15 protein-coding genes are annotated in these 16,733 nt (G+C 73.0%); 1 reads left to right on the forward strand and 14 read right to left on the reverse strand.

Translation table 11 applies throughout. The annotated features are described in order from the left end of the window. Window positions 1-64: 64 nt before the first annotated feature. From ACZ44S_RS34530 to ACZ44S_RS34545, 4 genes are all read right to left on the reverse strand, one after another. Window positions 65-1,387, reverse strand: coding sequence for an MFS transporter (locus ACZ44S_RS34530; RefSeq protein ID WP_466936512.1), 1,323 nt, complete (start codon window positions 1,385-1,387; stop codon window positions 65-67). Beyond that, window positions 1,384-4,677: an AfsR/SARP family transcriptional regulator gene (locus ACZ44S_RS34535; protein ID WP_466936515.1), complete on the reverse strand. Its 3,294-nt coding sequence runs from the start codon at window positions 4,675-4,677 to the stop codon at window positions 1,384-1,386. Before ACZ44S_RS34535 ends, ACZ44S_RS34530 begins: the two co-directional genes overlap by 4 nt. 181 nt (window positions 4,678-4,858) lie before the next feature. Next, on the reverse strand, window positions 4,859-5,056 hold the full coding sequence (locus ACZ44S_RS34540) for a hypothetical protein (RefSeq protein WP_466936518.1): 198 nt from the start codon (window positions 5,054-5,056) through the stop codon (window positions 4,859-4,861). 15 nt (window positions 5,057-5,071) lie between these two features. Beyond that, window positions 5,072-5,944, reverse strand: coding sequence for an alpha/beta fold hydrolase (locus ACZ44S_RS34545; protein WP_466936520.1), 873 nt, complete (start codon window positions 5,942-5,944; stop codon window positions 5,072-5,074). Between the two features lie 63 nt (window positions 5,945-6,007). Between ACZ44S_RS34545 and ACZ44S_RS34550 the strand changes: the two genes are divergently transcribed. Then, window positions 6,008-6,541, forward strand: coding sequence for a cysteine hydrolase family protein (locus ACZ44S_RS34550; protein ID WP_466936523.1), 534 nt, complete (start codon window positions 6,008-6,010; stop codon window positions 6,539-6,541). Between the two features lie 16 nt (window positions 6,542-6,557). Here ACZ44S_RS34550 and ACZ44S_RS34555 read toward each other — a convergent pair whose 3' ends face one another. The 10 genes from ACZ44S_RS34555 to ACZ44S_RS34600 form a co-directional block, all read right to left on the reverse strand. After that, the gene (locus ACZ44S_RS34555; protein ID WP_466936525.1) at window positions 6,558-6,947 is read right to left on the reverse strand and encodes a PPOX class F420-dependent oxidoreductase; all 390 of its coding nucleotides are present in this window, start codon (window positions 6,945-6,947) and stop codon (window positions 6,558-6,560) included. Then, window positions 6,944-8,461, reverse strand: coding sequence for an FAD-dependent monooxygenase (locus ACZ44S_RS34560; protein WP_466936528.1), 1,518 nt, complete (start codon window positions 8,459-8,461; stop codon window positions 6,944-6,946). Before ACZ44S_RS34560 ends, ACZ44S_RS34555 begins: the two co-directional genes overlap by 4 nt. Beyond that, window positions 8,458-10,026: an MFS transporter gene (locus ACZ44S_RS34565; protein WP_466936531.1), complete on the reverse strand. Its 1,569-nt coding sequence runs from the start codon at window positions 10,024-10,026 to the stop codon at window positions 8,458-8,460. The genes ACZ44S_RS34560 and ACZ44S_RS34565 overlap by 4 nt, the downstream gene beginning before the upstream one ends. 60 nt (window positions 10,027-10,086) lie before the next feature. After that, on the reverse strand, window positions 10,087-11,124 hold the full coding sequence (locus ACZ44S_RS34570) for a beta-ketoacyl-[acyl-carrier-protein] synthase family protein (protein ID WP_466936534.1): 1,038 nt from the start codon (window positions 11,122-11,124) through the stop codon (window positions 10,087-10,089). After that, a complete protein-coding gene (locus ACZ44S_RS34575) occupies window positions 11,111-11,902 on the reverse strand; it encodes an HAD family hydrolase (protein ID WP_466936537.1) in 792 nt (263 codons plus the stop codon). Before ACZ44S_RS34575 ends, ACZ44S_RS34570 begins: the two co-directional genes overlap by 14 nt. A 2-nt stretch (window positions 11,903-11,904) precedes the next feature. Next, on the reverse strand, window positions 11,905-12,879 hold the full coding sequence (locus ACZ44S_RS34580; protein WP_466936539.1) for an aldo/keto reductase: 975 nt from the start codon (window positions 12,877-12,879) through the stop codon (window positions 11,905-11,907). Between the two features lie 17 nt (window positions 12,880-12,896). Then, window positions 12,897-14,129 carry a beta-ketoacyl-[acyl-carrier-protein] synthase family protein gene (locus tag ACZ44S_RS34585; protein ID WP_466936541.1) on the reverse strand — a complete coding sequence of 411 codons (1,233 nt, stop codon included), beginning with the start codon at window positions 14,127-14,129 and terminating at the stop codon, window positions 12,897-12,899. Further along, window positions 14,126-14,365 (reverse strand): acyl carrier protein, encoded by a 240-nt coding sequence (locus tag ACZ44S_RS34590; RefSeq protein WP_190161231.1) that lies wholly within the window; start codon window positions 14,363-14,365, stop codon window positions 14,126-14,128. The genes ACZ44S_RS34585 and ACZ44S_RS34590 overlap by 4 nt, the downstream gene beginning before the upstream one ends. A gap of 94 nt (window positions 14,366-14,459) precedes the next feature. Further along, the gene (locus ACZ44S_RS34595) at window positions 14,460-15,479 is read right to left on the reverse strand and encodes a beta-ketoacyl-ACP synthase III (protein WP_466936543.1); all 1,020 of its coding nucleotides are present in this window, start codon (window positions 15,477-15,479) and stop codon (window positions 14,460-14,462) included. Further along, window positions 15,476-16,459, reverse strand: coding sequence for an AfsA-related hotdog domain-containing protein (locus tag ACZ44S_RS34600; protein ID WP_466936545.1), 984 nt, complete (start codon window positions 16,457-16,459; stop codon window positions 15,476-15,478). Before ACZ44S_RS34600 ends, ACZ44S_RS34595 begins: the two co-directional genes overlap by 4 nt. Window positions 16,460-16,733: the final 274 nt, after the last annotated feature.

The raw sequence follows: 16,733 nt of genomic DNA on the forward strand, positions 1-16,733 counted from the left end.
GAGTGCCTCCCCCACTCTCGACTTCGCTCGAGCGGGAGGTACCCCCACCGCCCACCCGTGCCGCTCAAGCGGTGCGACTGCCCGCAGCTGAGGTGACCGCGGTCAGGTCCACGTGTTTGGTCTCCTTGTAGCGGGTGAAGGAGATGGCGCTGGTCAGGCAGAGGGCCGCCACGTACCAGGGGTACCAGTCGGCGTGGCCGTGCGTGGTGAGGTACTCGTTCAGGTAGGGGGCCGTGCCGCCGAACAGGGCCACGGTGACCGCGTACGGGAAGCCGACACCGCTGGAGCGTATGGCCGTCGGGAACATCTCCAGGGTCGCCGCCGGTGCCGCCGCCGCATAGCAGCCGAAGAGCAGCAGGGCCGCCGCCATCACCGCGAACAGCCGCACCGCCGAGCCGGACAGCAGGCCCAGCAGCAGCGGTGACAGCACGGTGAAACCGAAGCCGAACACCAGCAGCAGCGGACGGCGTCCGAACCGGTCGGCCGCCATGCCGAGCAGGGGCAGCGCACCCATGAACACCACCTGTGCGGCGACGGCGGCCCACAGCGCCTCGTTCGCCGGGACCTTGTACCGCAGTTGCGCGTACAGCGGCAGGTACGAGGCGAAGGTGTAGTAGACGACCGTCGCGCCCAGCGTGAAGGCGACCACCCGGAGGGCCGCCCGCGGATGCGTGCGCATCACCTGGAGCGCCGGGTTGCGCGGACGCTCGCGCACCGTGCCGAAGACGGGCGTCTCGTCCATCCGGCCGCGCAGGTACCAGCCGTACAGCGCCAGCAGCGCCCCGAGCGCGAACGGGACGCGCCAGCCCCAGTCGGCCAGCTGCGCGGGAGTGAGCGTGGAGTGCAGCAGCAGCGCCAGCAGGGTCGCGGCGAGGGCGCCGAGCGTGGTGCTGATGTAGATGGCGCTGGAGTACAGGCCCCGGCGCCCGGCGGGAGCCATCTCGTTGACGTACGTGCTCATCGCCGCGCCCTCACCGCCCGCGGACAGCCCCTGCAGGGCCCTGGCCACCACCAGCAGCACGGGCGCCAGCACGCCGACGGACCGGTACGGCGGAATGAGCGCGATCAGAAGGCTGCCGGCCGCCATCATCAGCAGCGACAGGCGCAGTGCGGCGCTGCGGCCCCGGCGGTCGCAGTAGGCGCCGATCAGCGCCCCGCCCAGCGGCCGGAAGAGGAACCCGACGGCGAACACCGACAGCGTGCGCAGCACGTTGGCGGCGCCGTCGCCGGCCGGCTGGAGCTGCGCCCCGAGCAGCGCCGCGAAGGTCACGAACGCTCCCCAGTCGAACCACTCCATCGCGTTGCCGACCGAGGCGACGACCACCGGGCGCATGCCGCGCCGTCCTGTGGCTGCCGCGGACGTCACGGTGCTGACGGGGCTGTTCATGAGGCCCTCCCGGCCGTCAGGGGCACCGCGCCGAGGCGGACCCGTACGTCGTCGGCCTCGCCCGCGCCGGTCTCGGTGAACACCTCCAGGGCCCGGGTCCAGTGCTCCCGCGCCCCCGCCGGATCGCCGGCGAGCGCCGCGACCGTGCCGAGGACGTGCTCGGCACGGGCGATGTTCAGGCGCTGGGCGGCCGGCTGCGACAGGGCGAGGGCCAGCCGCGCGCACTCCTCGGCGTCGTCCGGGGCGTCCAGGCTCAGATACAGCGGCGCCAGTTCCAGCAGCACCTTGCTGCGGGCGACGCGGTTGGCGCTCGACTCGGCGAGGGAGCGGGCCGCCAGGGCGTGCCCCGCCGCCTCGTCCCGGTCCAGCAGCCGGTCGATGACGGCGCGGCGGGCGAGCGCGTACGCCTCCCCGTCGACGTACCCGATCTGGCGGGCCGCGTCGAGCGCGGTGTCGGCGTAACCGGCGGCCTCCGTGGGCGAGTCGAGGTCCGCGCTGATGGCGGACAGCAGACACAGCGTCTCGACCTCGTAGGTGCGGTCGCCGCACTCCTGGAAGGAACTCAGCGCCCGGCGGGCGGACCGAAGCGCCGTCTCGGGCCTGCCGAGGTCGAGGTCGACCAGGGCGAGGCCGTACAGCGAGATGCTCCGGTCGTACGAGGAGTCGATGGACTCGGACGCCCGCAGCGCGCGGGTGAAGCAGGACCGCGCCTCGGACAGCTCCCCGGTGGCCTGCCGCACCAGGCCCAGGTTGCGCAGGCTGTAGCTGCTGATGTGGTGCAGTCCGAGCTCGCCGGCGGCGTCCAGGGACGCCGTGAGGAACTCGGTGGCCCGCGCCATGTCGCCCCGGGTCCAGTGGATGAAGCCCAGCAGCCCCTGTGTGGTGGCCGTCAGCCGCGGCGACCGGATGCGGTGCGCCACCTCCAGCGCCTTGCGTGCCGCCTTCTCGGCGGCCTCGCCCCTGCCCAGGCTGAGGTGGGCCAGGCCCATGTTGTTGAGCATGGCCGCGACCTCCTCGTCCATCCCGAGCCGGCCGTGCAGGACGAGGCTCTTCTCCTGGTGGGCGATGGCCCGTTCGTAGTCGCCGAGCGTGTTGTGCAGGTTGGCGAGGCTGCGGTGCATGGCCGCGATGCCGGGCTCGTCGGCCAGTGACTCGGCGGCGGTCAGGCCGACCCGGGTCGCCTCGTCCCACTCGGTGCGGTAGGTGCCCGTCCAGAAGAAGCCGCGCAGGGCGTCCGCCAGATGCCAGGAGAGGTGGTGCGGGCCATGGGTGCCGAAGTGCCGGATGCAGGCCAGCAGATTGCGCCGCTCCGCCAGCAGCCAGGCCATCGCGTGGCTCTCGTCGCCGAACCTCGGCGCGTCGAACAGGCCGTCGGGGCGGGCGGGTTCGGCCAGCCGCACGAACTCCGAGTACAGCACGTCGGCCGCCGCGCCCGCGCCCGCGAGATACCACTGGCCGAGCCGGTGCACCGCCGCTGCCCGTTCCCGCGCCGAGTGCTCCTCGGCGGCGCGGTCCCGGGCGAACTCCCGCAACAGGTCGTGGAACTGGTAGCGGCCCGGGGCGGTCTGCTGGAGCAGGCTGGCCGTCTCCAGCCGGCTCAGACCGGTCCGCGCCTGCGCCTCGCTGATGTCGGCGAGCACCGAGACGGCGGCGGGAGTGAAGTCGAAGCCCGGGAACAGCCCGGTGAGCCGGAACAGGGCGCGGTCGTCCGGGGCCATGGCGTCGTACGACAGGGCGATGGCCGTGGACACGGCGGAGGCGGTGTCGCCGTCGACGGACAGGGCGGCGAGGCGGCCGCGGCGCAGACTGTCCACGTACGCCCCGGTCATGCCGCCCGGCGCGCCGGCCAGGTTGGCGGCGGCGATCCGCAGCGCGAGCGGCAGGTAGGAGCACAGGGCGGTCACCTCGCGCACCACCTCGGGTTCGATCGCCACCCCCGCCTGCCGCATCATGCCGGTGACCAGATCGGCCGACTCGCGCGGACCGAGCGTGCCCACGCCGATCACCTGGGCGCCGTGCGTCACCGCGAGGGACCGCAGCTGCCGCCTGCTGGTGATCAGCACGGAGCAGCCCGCGTCCCCCGGGACGAGCGGGAGCACCTGGTCGACGTCCGCCGCGTTGTCCAGCACCACCAGGACGTTCTTGCCGGTCAGCTTGGACCGGTAGAGGTTCGCCTGCTCCACCGGGTCGACGGGGATACGGTTCGCGGGGACGCCCAGGCTGCGCAGGAACTGTGAGAGCACCTGGTCGGGCGGGATCGGCGCGTCCGCCCCGGCCCGCTCGTAGCCGTGCAGGTTGACGTACAGCTGGCCGTCCGGGAAGGCGGCGCGCACCCGCCTGCCGAGCCACACCGCTAGCGCCGTCTTGCCGACGCCGGGCGGCCCGGAGAGCACCACCACGGGCACTCCGGTGCGGTCCGGCGCTGGCGGCAGAAGTGCCTCGACCCGCCCGACGATGTCCTCCCGGCCGACGAACCCGAGGGACAGCGGCGGGAGTTGCGCCGGGACGGTGACGGCCCCCTCGGTGCCGGGGCGCGCGCCGTCCGGGGCGGCGAGGGCCGGGTCGGACTCCAGGATGCCGGTGTGCAGGGTGCGCAGCCGGTCGCCGGGCTCGATGCCGAGGTGCTCGACCAGCTCGCGGCGCGCCTGCTGGTAGACGTCCAGCGCCTCCGCCTGCCGCCCCGAGCGGTACAGGGCGAGCATCAGCAGGCTCCAGAAGTTCTCCCGCAGCGGATTGTCCATCGCGGCGGTGCGCAGTTCCTTGACCAGCTGGGCGTGCCTGCCGAGCTGGAGTTCCGTCTCGAAGTACGCCTCCAGCGCGCCGAGCCGCTCGTCCTCGAGCGCCGGTGACTCGTCGCGGCGCAGGGCGTCCGAGGGGACGTCCGCGAGCGGGGCGCCGCGCCAGCAGTTCAGTGCCTCGGCCAGCAGCCGCGCCCGCTCCTCCGGTGCCCCGGTCCGCCGGGCCCGGCGCATCAGGGAACGGAACCGGGTCAGGTCCAGTTCCTCCTCGGCCACGTTGATCCGGTAGCCGCCGGCTGCGGTCTCCACCAGGTCGGTGTCGCCGAGCTGCATGCGCAGGCGGCGGACGTAGGTGTGCAGTGTCCCGCGCGGGTTGGACGGCTTGCGCTCGTCCCAGAGCCAGTCGGCGAGACGGTCGTTGTCGACGACGGAACCGGACCGCAGCAGCAGTGCGGCCAGCAGGACGCGCAGTTTTCCGGAATCTATTACCTTTTCTTTGCCGGATACAGTTGTGGTCAGCGTTCCGAGAATGCCGAATTCATTCGGTGCCACGCTTTTCTTGCCTTCCCCCGTAGGCGTGTGCACAGCACAGCGGGCTGTGCGGTTGCCACCATAAAGGACGCCAACGGGGCGGCGACGGATGCACGTTGTTCGAAAAGTCACACGGCTGGGGCCGGTTCTTCTTCTTAATTCTTCAACGGATTCGGGTGCTCCGGGCAAGGAATCCACCCGCTCATCCCGTGCCGATGAACCGGGAAAGTGCTGTGGTCAGCGGGTCCGCGGACGCCGTGCCGTCGAGACGGCCCACCGGACGCGGACGGCGCAGCGCGCGCAGGAACTGCGTCCGTGCCTCCGCGGCCCCCGGCGCCGCCGTCCGTGCTCCCGGTCCCGCGTGCGTGGGGGCGGCAGGGGCCGACGGGTGACGACGCATCACGGTCTCCTTCGGTCAGCGGCCGGACCGGCTTCGGCGGAGGTGGTCGACGATCAGCGCGCACATCGTCGACGACCAGTGTGGAGGGAAGATGTGCCCCATACCCGCCATCCGCCACAGACGGGCCCGGGGGATCACCCGGCGCAGCTCCTCACCGTGCTCCGGCGGGAACACCGGGTCCTGCTCGCCGTGCACCACGAGCGTCGGTACGTCGAGGGCGGGGAGCCGGCCGGTCAGCGGGGGCGTGCGGTCCAGGGCGGTCAGATGGCGTCCCGAGGTGTCGGGATCCGACCCGCGGGCGCCGACCCGGCGCACCAGGTCCGCCCAGTAGGCGTGGTCGAACGGCACCGCGGGCCCCACCAGCACCCGCCAGCCGTCGACCGCGGCGGCCAGGGACTCCTCCGGGCCGCGCGGCGGCGACTCCGTGAGCCGGGCGACCCGCTCCAGCATCGGCCGGCGCGGACCGGGCAGCCCCGTGCGCGGCGGCCGCCGCACATCGCCGTTGGCGTCCGGCGAGCTCGACAACAGCACCAGCGACCGCACGAGCTCACGCCGCTCCAGCGCGAGCAGCTGCGCCACCATGCCCCCGAAGGACTGCCCCACCACGTGCGCCGCGCCCAGCCCCAGCCCGGTGATCACCTCGGCGGCGTCCGACGCGGGGGCCGACAGGTCGTACTCCCCCGGGGACTTGTCCGAGCGGCCGGTGTCCCGGTGGTCGTAGCGCACCACGAAGAACCCCTGGGCGGCGAGCCGGCGGCACAGTTCGTCGGGCCATACGATGCCGGGCGCCGTTCCGCCCATCACCAGCAGCACGGCCGGATCGCGGCGGCTGCCGAACGTCTCCGCCCACAGCCGCAGACCGTCCCGGGTCGTGATTGACGTCTCCACCGGTCTGTTTTGTCCCCTTGGTAATGTGCCACGGACCGCTGATCAACGTCCCTGGGGGAAGCAATGACCCATGCCCGTACGGCACTTGTTCTGATCGATCTGCAACGGTGGATCGTCGACATGCCGTGGCGGCCGGTCGGCGGCGACACCGTCGTCGAGGCGTGCGGCAGGCTCCGCGACCACTTCGAGGACCACGATGCCTCGACCGTCGTCCTCGTCCGGTACGTACGCGCCGACGGTGCGGACGGCGGTGTCCTCGCCGCCCCCAACCAGCTGGTCCCCCGCTGCGCGCCACGCGACGGCGACCACCTGGTGACCAAGAACGGCCTGGACGCCTTCGAGGGCACCGAACTCGCCGAAGTGCTGCGCCGCGAGCAGGTCACCGAAGTGGTGATCGCCGGACTGTCCACCGCGCACGGAGTCGCCGCGACGGCCGCGACCGCGCTGCGGCTGGGCTACGACGTGGTGGTCGCCGAGGACGCCACCGCGAGCGTCGACGAGGCCCAGCACCGCGAGGCCCTCGGCCGGCTCACTGCCCTCGGCGCGCGCACCGCCGAGGTCGCGGACCTCACGGCCGCGCGGGCCGCCGGGGAGTGACCCGGCGGCCGTCGGCTCACTGGCAGCTGACCGCCGTCGGCTTCACCACGTACACGATGCGGTGCTCGGCGTCCGGCGGCGGACCGTCCAGCTTCATGCCGTACCGCTCGGCGAGCTGCGCGAAGAACTCGGCCGAGGAGTCGTCGTCGATGCGTACCACCTCACCGCGGATCTCCAGATAGCGGTAGGGCTGCTCCGGGTCGTTGACCGACACCGCGACCTGCGGGTTCGCCGTGATGTTCTTGTACTTGTAGCGGACCGTCGTGTTGGTGAAGCGGATGTACTCGCCGTCCCAGGAGAACCACATCGGATTCACCTGGGGTCCGCCGGCCGGGCGGATCGTGGCCAGATGGCCGAAGAGCGGCCGCTCCAGCAGATCCCGGTGGCTGTCCGGAATGAGACTCATGCCGTGTGTGCCTTCGCTTTCTTCTCGCTCGCATCCTGCCCGGCCCCGAGCAGGGGCCGGAACAGGCCGGTCAGTCGTGCCCGCATGGCGCGGGCGTCCCTGGCAATCGTGTCCACATGGCCGTCCGGCCGAACCAGGATCAGCGCCGGGCGGCCCCGCCGTGCCTCGGCGCGGACGTCGAGCACCTCGCCCAGCCGGTCCGCGCACCACCCCGTCAGCTCCCGCGCGGACCGGTCCGGCCCGCCGGCGACGATCAGCGTGTGCCGCAGGTCGTCGAGTTCGCCGCGCAGCCGCCGCGGTGCCAGCGCGCCGGCAACGAAGCCCGCCGCCCTGCCGCCGCCCGTCGTACCGGTCCGGTACCGGGTCCGCAGACCGGCCAGCCAGGGGATGTAGGCCAGGTCGAACAGGCGCAGCCCGGAGGCGAGCCGCAGCGCGTTGTCCCGCAGGGCGACCTGGTGCGGTCTGCGCAGCAGCCACAGCCGGGTCTGCACATCGGCCTGGCGCACCACCGCACGCGCCACCTCCCCGCGCTCGCTCACATAGGTGTCGAGCAGCGGCTCCTCCACCCGGCCGTGCCAGACGAGGGCCAGCTTCCACGCCAGGTTGTGGGCGTCGTTCATCCCGGTGTTGAGGCCCTGGCCGCCCGCCGGACTGTGGATGTGCGCGGCGTCCCCGATCAGGAACGCCCGGTCCACCCGGGTCGTCTCGGCGTGCCGGGCGTGCACGTTGAAGACGCTGATCCAGTCGGGGTCGCTCAGCCGGATGCCGCCCGGCCCCCGCTCGTCGACCAGCCGCTGCACCGCCGCCAGGTCGATGTCGTCCTGCGACACCCCCTGGGGCGCCGAGGTGAACACCCGCCAGCGCCCGTCGGGCAGTCCGCAGGCCACCAGGATGCCCCGCGGCGAACAGAAGTAGTGCGTCATCCGGTGGTCGAACGCGGTGTCGACCCGCACATCGGCCACCACGAACCGCAGTTCGTACGTGGAGCCCTCGAAACCGACGCCCAGCCGGGCACGGACGGTGCTGCTCGCCCCGTCCGCCCCCACCAGGTACGCGAACTCCTCCTCGCGCTCGCTGCCGTCGGGGCCGCGCAGCCTCGCCCGCACCCGGTCGCCGAGCTGCTCGAAGGAGAGCAGCTCGGTCGACCACTCCACGGTGCCGCCGACCCGGACGAGGTTGGCGCGCAGGACCGCCTCGATGTCCGGCTGCGGGCAGATCAGCGGCCGGGTCGCGGGCCGGTAGCGCAGATCGGCGATGACCTTGCCGTCGGAGTAGTACCGCATCTGCGACTGGGGCAGCGCCCGGGCGGCGAGCAGGTCCCGGCCGCCGACCCGGTGGATCAGCTCGACGGTCCGCGGCCACAGGCCCAGCGCCTTCGACAGCGTGCTCGGCCCGTCGGCCCGGTCCACACAGCGGACGGGGACACCCCGCCGCAGCAGTTCCGTCGCCGCGGTCAGCCCCGCCGGGCCCGCGCCGGTGACCAGGACCGGCAGTGCCTGAGCCGCGCCGCTCATACGGCCGCCTCCTCGACGGCCGGCTCGGCGGGCGCCGCCTGCGGGGCGCGCTCGCGCAGCATCACGCCCACCAGGACGGCGCTCGCGGCGCAGATCGCGACGACCACCCAGAGCACCGTGTGCATGCCGTCGGTGTAGCCGCCGGTCAGCAGACCCTCGACGTCGGAGCGGGTGGCATCCGCGACGGAACCCGCCGCGCCGGCCAGATCGCCGCCGACCACCCGGTCGGCCAGCGCGCCCGCGTCGGCACCCTCGGCGCCGCGAACCCCCGGCAGGCCGTCGGCGATGCCCGAACGCGTCACGTTCAGCAGCACGGCGCTCATCACGGCGATGGCGAACGCCTCACCGGCCAGCCGCATCGTGTTGAACATCCCGGCGGCGGCACCTGCCTGCGCGGGCTCCACGGACGTGATGGCCACACCGTCGACCAGACCGGCCGTCATGCCCATCGAGACACCGAGCAGCAGCAGCGGGCCGGCCAGCGCGGCCACCGACACGTCCGGGGCGATCAGGGTGAGCCAGGCGGCGCCGACCGCCGCGACCACCAGGCTCGCGGTGAGCACCAGCCGGGTCGGCACACCGTTCTTGACCAGCCTGCTCACCAGGATCGGCACGACCAGGACGGGCAGCGTGAGCAGCATCATCGTCGCCCCGGAGGCGTTGGTGCTCATCCCGGCGGCGCCGGTGAAGTACGTGGGCAGCAGCACCAGCAGGCACACGAAGCTGAACGACAGCGCGACGGGCACCAGCGACACGGCCATGAAGCGTCCCTGGCCCAGCAGGGACAGCTGGAACATCGGTTGGCGCTGGCGCAGTTCGGCGACCGCGAACAGCGCCATCAGCACCGCCGACACGGCGAACAGCGACAGCGTCGTCCCGCCGGTCCAGCCCTTCTGGGGGCCCTGGACGATGGCGTACATCAGACAGAACAGGGACAGCGTGAACGTCGTGGTGCCGGCCCAGTCGACCTTGGTCGCCGCCGGGTTCCTGGACTCCGGCAGCAGCGGCACCGCGATCAGCACGAGCACCGCGACGACCAGGTGCGACAGGAACACCGCCCGCCAGCCGAAGGCGTTGACCAGCAGACCCGCGGTCGACGGGCCGAGCGCCAGACCGGCACCGGCCGAGGAGCCGAGCACCGCGAAGGCGCGGGCCTGCGCGGCGCCCTCGAACGACGTGGCGAGCATGGCGGCACCGGCGGTCATCACCGCCGCCGCCCCGAGCCCGGCGAGCGCACGGGCGACGTCCAGGACGACGATGTCCGACGTCACCGCACTGACCAGGCTGGACACGGCGAACAGAACGGTGCCCGCACCGAACATCCGTCGGCGGCCCAGGATGTCGGCCAGGGAGCCGCAGCCCAGCATGAAGCAGGCGAAGGCGAGGTTGTAGGCGTTGACCACCCACTGCAGCGGGGCGAGCCCCACGTCGAGTTCGGAGCTGATGTCCGGCAGCGCGACGGACGTACCGGTCAGCGAGGCGGGCAGGACGAGTACGGCGAGACACACCGCGGTGAGAGTCAGTGCCGGATTGCCCCGGGCGGTACCCGGACGGGCCGTGCTCATGAGAAGTCCCTTTCAGGGGGTGTGGGTTGAGCCTTCATGGACGTGAGGTGCGGCGAGGACTCAGCGGGCGGGCCGGGCGACGACCGCGCAGGTGAAGCCGAAGCCGCCGCCCGCCGACACGGCGAGGGCGATCTCGCCCGGCGCGAGCAGCTCCTGCTCCCGCACGGCCGCGAGATTGGCCGCCATGTCACCGGCGCCCAAGTGGCCGGTGCGCTCGCCCAGTTCCACGATGTGTGCCTTGGTCAGGCCCTCCACCGCGGGGTGGTAGGTCTCGCGGCGGACCTTGCGACCGACCCTGGGCAGGGCGAGGAGCCGGATGCGGGGGTCGTCGGGAGCGATGCCGGCCTCCTCCAGGGAGGTGGTGACGATGGACCGCAGGGCGGTGTGCACCTCCCGGTAGAAGCCGTCCAGGCCGGTGTCGGTGATGTACGCCTTCTTGGTGCGCCGGACGTCGATCCGGTCGCTGATCCACTGGGTCGCGGGGGTGAACTCGTCCCGCCCGCGGTGCAGTCCCTCGGCCGAGGAGACCGCGGCGCTCGACAGCCCGAGCAGCGTGAACGCGTCGGCTGCGTCGTCGCGTTCGTGCAGCAGCAGGGCGGTGGCGCCGTCGCCGTAGAACACGCCGTAGTCCCCCGCCCAGCGGTCGAACCCCTCGTCGGGGAAGCGGTCGCCGGTGGTGACCAGCGCGGAGCCGGTGGACGGGTCGGCCAGCAGCCGGGCCGCGGCCGCCTCGAGGGCGGTGCCACCGCCGTTGCACATGACCTGGATGCCCAGCGGAACCCCGCGCGCCGCGCCCACGAGATGCGCCACGTAGTGCGCGGGCGACCAGAAGTCGTGACCCTGGTGGTGGATCCAGGCGTGCGTGGTGAAGCCGAGGTCCGCTCCGTCCCAGCCGGCCGTGGCGAGCGCCTCGTGGGCCGCCGCCACCGCCATGTCCGGCGCCGAGATCCGCTCGGCGACGGGAACCTCGACGACGCCGGTGTTGTGCAGGTCCTCCTCGCTGATCCTGCCCTGCGCGAGGGCGTCCTGGGCGGTCGCGACGGTCCGGGGCAGCCAGGCCGTCACGGCCCGTATGCCCAGCCCATTACCGAGTCGCATCGTTGAGTTCCTCCGTGGTCGGGGGGAGCGGGACGGACACCGGATCCGCAGCCGCGGTCCCCTGTGCTGCGGCTGCGGACCCGGCTGCTGCGGGAAATCTCGTCCAGCCGAGACGGCCGGCGTGCCCGGCCAGCACCGGGTCGTCGCCGACGACCCCGGCCCGGCCCGTGCAGGTCAGCAACGGCAGGTCCGAGGCGTGGTCGCCGTACGCGGCGCAGTCCTCGGGGCGGGCGCCCCACCGGTGCATCAGCGCCCGGGCGGCGGTGGCCTTGCCCTCGCCGATCACGGTGCTGAGCACCTCTCCCGTGTAGCGGCCCGCCGCCGTCACCGGCTCGCTGCACAGCACGTGATCCGCGCCGAGGTGCTCCGCGACCGGGTCGAGGCAGGCCCGGAAGGAGCCCGACACCAGGGCGATCCGGAACCCGTCGCGCTTCAGCCGGTCCAGTTCGGCCACCACCGACGGCAGGAAGAACCCGGCGCGCCGCCGCTCACGGGCGAACCAGCGCCGCCCGCTCGCGGCGACCGCCGCCACCTCCATACCGGCGTACGCGCGGTAGTAGGCGCGGTTGGTCTCCTCACGGGGCACCCCGGCGCGCGCGGCCCGCGTCAGCGCGCCCGCGGTCTCCCGGTAACGGTCGGGGTCGGCGAGATGGAACTCCAGGAAGGAGAACATGCTCTTGACGGCGATGAGCGTCTCGTCGACGTCGAAGAACGCGATGCGCGTCCGGGGGGCGGCAGGGTGCTTCCCCGGGGTGGCAGGGTGCGGGTGCGTGCCCATGGTCAGTACCTGCTTCCCTGCGCCGGCGGCAGCGCGTCCAGGTCGGCGAGGTCGTCCTCGGTGAGGTGGACCTCCGCCGCGGCCAGGTTCTCCCGCAGGTAGCGCGAGTTCTTGGTGCCGGGGATCGGCACCACCCGCTCGCCCTGCGCGAGCGTCCACGCGATGGCGACCTGGGCGGGCGTGACCGCACGCCGGTCGGCCACCTCCCGGACCCCGTCGACGATGCGCTGGTTGGCCTCCATCGCCGCGCGGTGGAAACGCGGACTGGCGGCGCGGAAGTCGCTCTCCTCGAACTGGCCGCTGTGCAGGGTCCCGGTGAGGAAACCGCGGCCCAGCGGGGCGAACGGGACGAAGCTCGCCCCGTTGCGCTCGCACCAGCCGACCATCCCGCCCTCCTCGCCCCCGTCCGTCCGGAGCGCGTCCCGGGTCCACAGCGACAGCTCGGACTGCACGGCGGTCACCGGATGGATCGCGTGCGCCAGCCGGGCCTGCGCCACGGTCGCCTCGGACAGGCCCAGCCAGCGCACCGTGCCCTGCTCCACCAGCTCGGCCATCGCGCCCCAGGTCTCCGCCAGCGGCACGTCCGGATCGATGCGGTGGACGTAGTAGAGGTCGATGACGTCGACGTCCAGCCGTCTCAGGCTGGCCTCGACCGCCTTGCGCAGATACGCCCGCGAGTTGTCGCGGTGTGCCTGCCGCGCCTCCAGGTCGTCCAGGACGATCCCGAACTTCGTCGCGACGACCGCCTCCTCGCGGCGGCCCGCGATCGCCCGTCCCAGCAGCGTCTCGTTGTGGCCGGCCCCGTACAGGTCCGCCGTGTCCAGCAGGTTCCCGCCGAGGTCGAGGGCCTCGTTGATGACCCGGACCGACCGCTCGTCGTCCCGTGCGGACTCCTCGTAGAGCCAGCTCATGCCCATGCACCCGAGGCCGACGCTGCCGATCTTGATTCCCGTGTTGCCCAGATTCCTCAGGCGCACTGTTCCTCCTTCTCCTGTCAGGCGGCCGCGAGGACCAGAGCGGCGTTGTGGCCGCCGAAGCCGAGTGAGGTGCTCACCGCGACCTCCAGGTCCTTCCGGGCCGTCGTCTCCTTCGCGATGTCCAGGTCGATCTCCGGGTCGAGCTCGGTGAGGTTGGCCGTCGCCGGGACCACCCCGTCGCGCAGCGCCAGCGCCGTGAACGCGGCCTCGATGGCCCCGGCCGCGGCCAGCGCGTGTCCGGTGACCCCCTTCGTCGAGGTGACCAGCGGCCGCTCGCCGAGGACCCGGCGCAGCACGCGCCCCTCCGTGACGTCGTTCAGCGGCGTCGACGTGCCGTGCGCGTTCACGTGGTCCACCTCGCCCACGCCGACCCCCGCGTCGGCGAGAGCGGCACGCAGGGCACGCTCCATTCCGGCTCCGCTCGGATCGGGCGCGGTGGCGTGGTACGCGTCCGACGACGCCCCGAAGCCGACGACCCGCGCGTGGACGAAGGCACCCCGCGCCGCCGCGTCCTCGGGCCGCTCCAGCACGAGGATCCCCGCGCCCTCCGCGGCGACGAACCCGTCCCGCGCCGCGTCGAACGGCCGGGACGCCCCGGCCGGATCGTCCCGGCGGGCCGACAGACCGCCCATCCGGGTCAGTCCGGTGATCGTGGCCGGGGTCAGCGCCGACTCGGCGCCGCCGGCGAGTACGACGTCACACGTGCCGGACCGCAGCAGGTCCCGGGCCACACCGATCGCGTTCGCGCCGGACGCGCACGCGGTGGCGGTGACCATGCTCGGCCCGTGCGCGCGCACGTCGATGGCCAGGTGGCCGGCCACCATGTTCGACATCCCCATCGGGATCATCAGCGGGGACACGGCCTTCGGCGCGTCCTCCCGGAACCGGCGGTGCTGCTCCTCCAACGTCGCCGTCCCGCCGAGGGAGTTGCCGACGACGACCCCGACCCGCGTGCCGTCCCAGGTCTCCGGGTCGAGCCCCGCGTCCGCCAGCGCCTGACGGGCGGCGACGATCGCCAGCTGGGTGAAGCGGTCCAGCCGCCACGCGCTGCCCGGACCGAGCAGGCGTCCGGCGTCGAAGTCCGGCACCCGGCAGGAGAAGTCGACGGAGAGGCCGGCGAGTTGGGGATCGGGCGCCGCGGTCGGGCGGCCGGAGCGCACCCGTTCCCAGCTGGTCCGCGTGTCGGCGCCGGCCGCCGTCACGAGCCCGATGCCCGTGATCGCGACGGCTCCCCTCGAGGGTGCGGTCACGCCCGCACGCCCTGGGACTCGATGAGTTCGACGGTCTCGCCGATCGTCGTCTCGGCGAGCAGCTGGTCGTCGCCGACCTCGGTGCCGAGTTCACGGTTGACGATCATCGTGAACTCGATCAGGGCGAGGGAGTCCAGGCCGAGGTCCTGGTAGGTGATCTCCGGCTCGATCCGCTCGGCGGGGACGCCGAGGTGGGTGACGAGCAGGGTGGTCAGCTGGGTCTGTATCGCACTCATGGGTTCTGGGTCGCTTTCTGTTCGGTTCTCTGGTTTCTGTGTGTGGGGGGGTGAGGGTGGGGGAGGGGCGCGGGGGGTGTGGGGGCGCCTTCTCTCACGCGTGCGTCGGCAGGGGTTCCACCGAGAGGTGCGGCAGCTCCAGTGCCGCCGCACCCCAGGTGAGGCCGCCTCCGAAGCCGCACAGCAGCACTCGGTGGCCGGCTGCCAGGGAGCCGTCGTGGACGCCGTCCGTCAGCGCCAGCGGGATCGAGGCGGCCACGGTGTTGCCGACCCGGTCGAGATTGACGACGACCTTCTCCTCGGGCAGCCCCAGGTCCGCCCCGACGGCGGTCAGGATGCGGATGTTCGCCTGGTGGGCCACCAGCCGGTCGACCGACTCCAGCGGCCAGTCGAGGTTCTTCGCCAGCCGTCGCGACGACTCGCTCATCCGCGTCACGGCGTGCCGGAACACCGAACGGCCCTGCATCGTGAAGAACTCGTCGCCCGGATCGGCGAGGCCCTGCGAACGGTGCTCGGAGCCCCCTCCCGGCACCGTGATCAGCTCCGCCTGCGAGCCGTCGCTGGCCAGGTCGAAGCCGAGCAGCGCGCCGCGCTCCCCGCGGTCCCCGGCGCGCAGCACCACCGCGCCCGCGCCGTCCCCGAAGATGGCCCGCGTCGTACGGTCCCCGGGGTCGAGAATCGTCGAGAAGGTGTCGGCGCCGATCACCAGGGCGCTGTCGGCCACGCCCGCCGTGATCATGCTCGACGCGGTGGCCAGCGCGTACACGAACCCCGTGCACACGGCCGCCACGTCGAACGCGGCGATCTCACCCAGTCCGAGCCGGCCCGCCACCTCCGGGGCGGTGGCCGGGCACGGGTGGTCCGGGGTGCTGGTCGCCAGCACCAGCAGGTCCACGCGCTCCGTGCCGGCCGAGGCCAGTGCCCGCGCGCCCGCCTCGACCGCGACGCCCGAGGTGGACAGGCCCGGAGGGACGACGAACCGCTGCCGGATGCCGGTGCGGGTGGTGATCCACTCGTCGCTGGTGTCGAGCCGACGGGCCAGGTCGTCGTTGGTGACCCTGACCGGCGGGAGCCAGCCGCCGAGCCCGGTCAGTACGGCCGCGCGTCCGGTCAACGTGGCCTCCGGTGCGACGCGGGCACGGCGGCGGTGTGCACCGTGCCGGAGGCGATCTCCTCGTCGTGCTGCCGGAAGACGACGCGGAAGCTTCGGCCGTCCGTGGGGAACGCGCCGACCGTGGTCGGTGCGTCCAGCTCGGCGAAGCGGGCGAAGTCCAGGTCGAAGCCGGTCAGCGCCGTCTCCGCCGCGGGCCGGCCGAGGAGCCTCTGGCCGGCCAGCAGGGCCGCCTGCCGCGCGGCCTCGGTGAGCACCATGCCCGGCAGGTGGTCCTGCGCGTGGTCGAACATGCTCGGGTTGTCGTTCGCGGTGCGGATACCGGCGGTGATGCCGTCGCCGTCCTGTACCGGGTCGATCAGCAGGGCGTTCACCGGGGCGGACCGTCCGACGTCGTGTGCGGCGACCGTCGCCGGTACGGCGGGGACGTCGTCGGAGGAGACGGGCGGGCTGCCGCGCCGCTTGGTGCGGATGAAGGAGTACGTCGCCGAGGACAGGTAGCCCACCGCCATGCGGACCTCGCCGATGTCCTGTCCGGCGATCAGGAAACGTATGCCGTACGTGACGGAACGGGCGGGGGTGGTCGCGTCGGCCGGGCGGTCCGTGGTGACCTCCATGACCAGCTCGGCCGGGTCGCCGGCCTGCGCGCTGAACAGGCCGGGCAGGCTCATCGACCACGACTGCAGGACGAACTTGGTGTCCTCGTCGACACCGAGGTGGCGGTGCGCGCCGTAGGTCTCGGCCTGGCGGGCGCACTCGAGCAGCAGCACCGGGTCGACGGTCGTGTGCCCGATGTGGTCGGTGAAGTATGCGTGCGAGGAGGGAAGTTGTGCGCCGGCGAGGAAGCGCTGCCCGTCCACCGCCGCGGTGTCGGTGAGGAAGACTTCCGACAGGGCCCGGCGGTGGAGCAGACGCCGGTCGACGGACCGGACGAACTCGAGCTCCCGGACACCGGAGGCGAAGGCAGTTGTGGACACCGTCATCGGTGGGTGACCCTTCTCTCGGCTGATGAGAAGGACGCTAGTGAGCGCCGCTTTCGCGGCACTGTCGGCCGATGAAAGCGCGCTGTGCCTGCGGCGCAGGTGCGGGTGGGGTGGTGTGGGGGCGTGGGTAGCGCCCACGGTGGGTGGGTGGTGCGGGGCCGGGGTGGGGGTGTCCGTCCTCGGACTGGCGCGATGGGGCTTGTTGGTGGGGGTGCGGGGTGCGGACGCGCCAGCCACTGCGGGCGGACACCCCCGCCCCGTCCCCTCCCCGCCG

It is taken from the genome of Streptomyces malachitofuscus, assembly GCF_055571035.1.

Excerpts from the sequence above, each read along its gene's own strand:
- ACZ44S_RS34530 (WP_466936512.1), bottom strand. The coding sequence starts at position 1,387 with ATGAACAGCCCCGTCAGCACCGTGACGTCCGCGGCAGCCACAGGACGG.
- ACZ44S_RS34540 (WP_466936518.1), bottom strand. The coding sequence starts at position 5,056 with ATGCGTCGTCACCCGTCGGCCCCTGCCGCCCCCACGCACGCGGGACCG.
- ACZ44S_RS34550 (WP_466936523.1), top strand. The coding sequence starts at position 6,008 with ATGACCCATGCCCGTACGGCACTTGTTCTGATCGATCTGCAACGGTGG.
- ACZ44S_RS34555 (WP_466936525.1), bottom strand. The coding sequence starts at position 6,947 with ATGAGTCTCATTCCGGACAGCCACCGGGATCTGCTGGAGCGGCCGCTC.
- ACZ44S_RS34560 (WP_466936528.1), bottom strand. The coding sequence starts at position 8,461 with ATGAGCGGCGCGGCTCAGGCACTGCCGGTCCTGGTCACCGGCGCGGGC.
- ACZ44S_RS34565 (WP_466936531.1), bottom strand. The coding sequence starts at position 10,026 with ATGAGCACGGCCCGTCCGGGTACCGCCCGGGGCAATCCGGCACTGACT.
- ACZ44S_RS34570 (WP_466936534.1), bottom strand. The coding sequence starts at position 11,124 with ATGCGACTCGGTAATGGGCTGGGCATACGGGCCGTGACGGCCTGGCTG.
- ACZ44S_RS34575 (WP_466936537.1), bottom strand. The coding sequence starts at position 11,902 with ATGGGCACGCACCCGCACCCTGCCACCCCGGGGAAGCACCCTGCCGCC.
- ACZ44S_RS34590 (WP_190161231.1), bottom strand. The coding sequence starts at position 14,365 with ATGAGTGCGATACAGACCCAGCTGACCACCCTGCTCGTCACCCACCTC.
- ACZ44S_RS34600 (WP_466936545.1), bottom strand. The coding sequence starts at position 16,459 with ATGACGGTGTCCACAACTGCCTTCGCCTCCGGTGTCCGGGAGCTCGAG.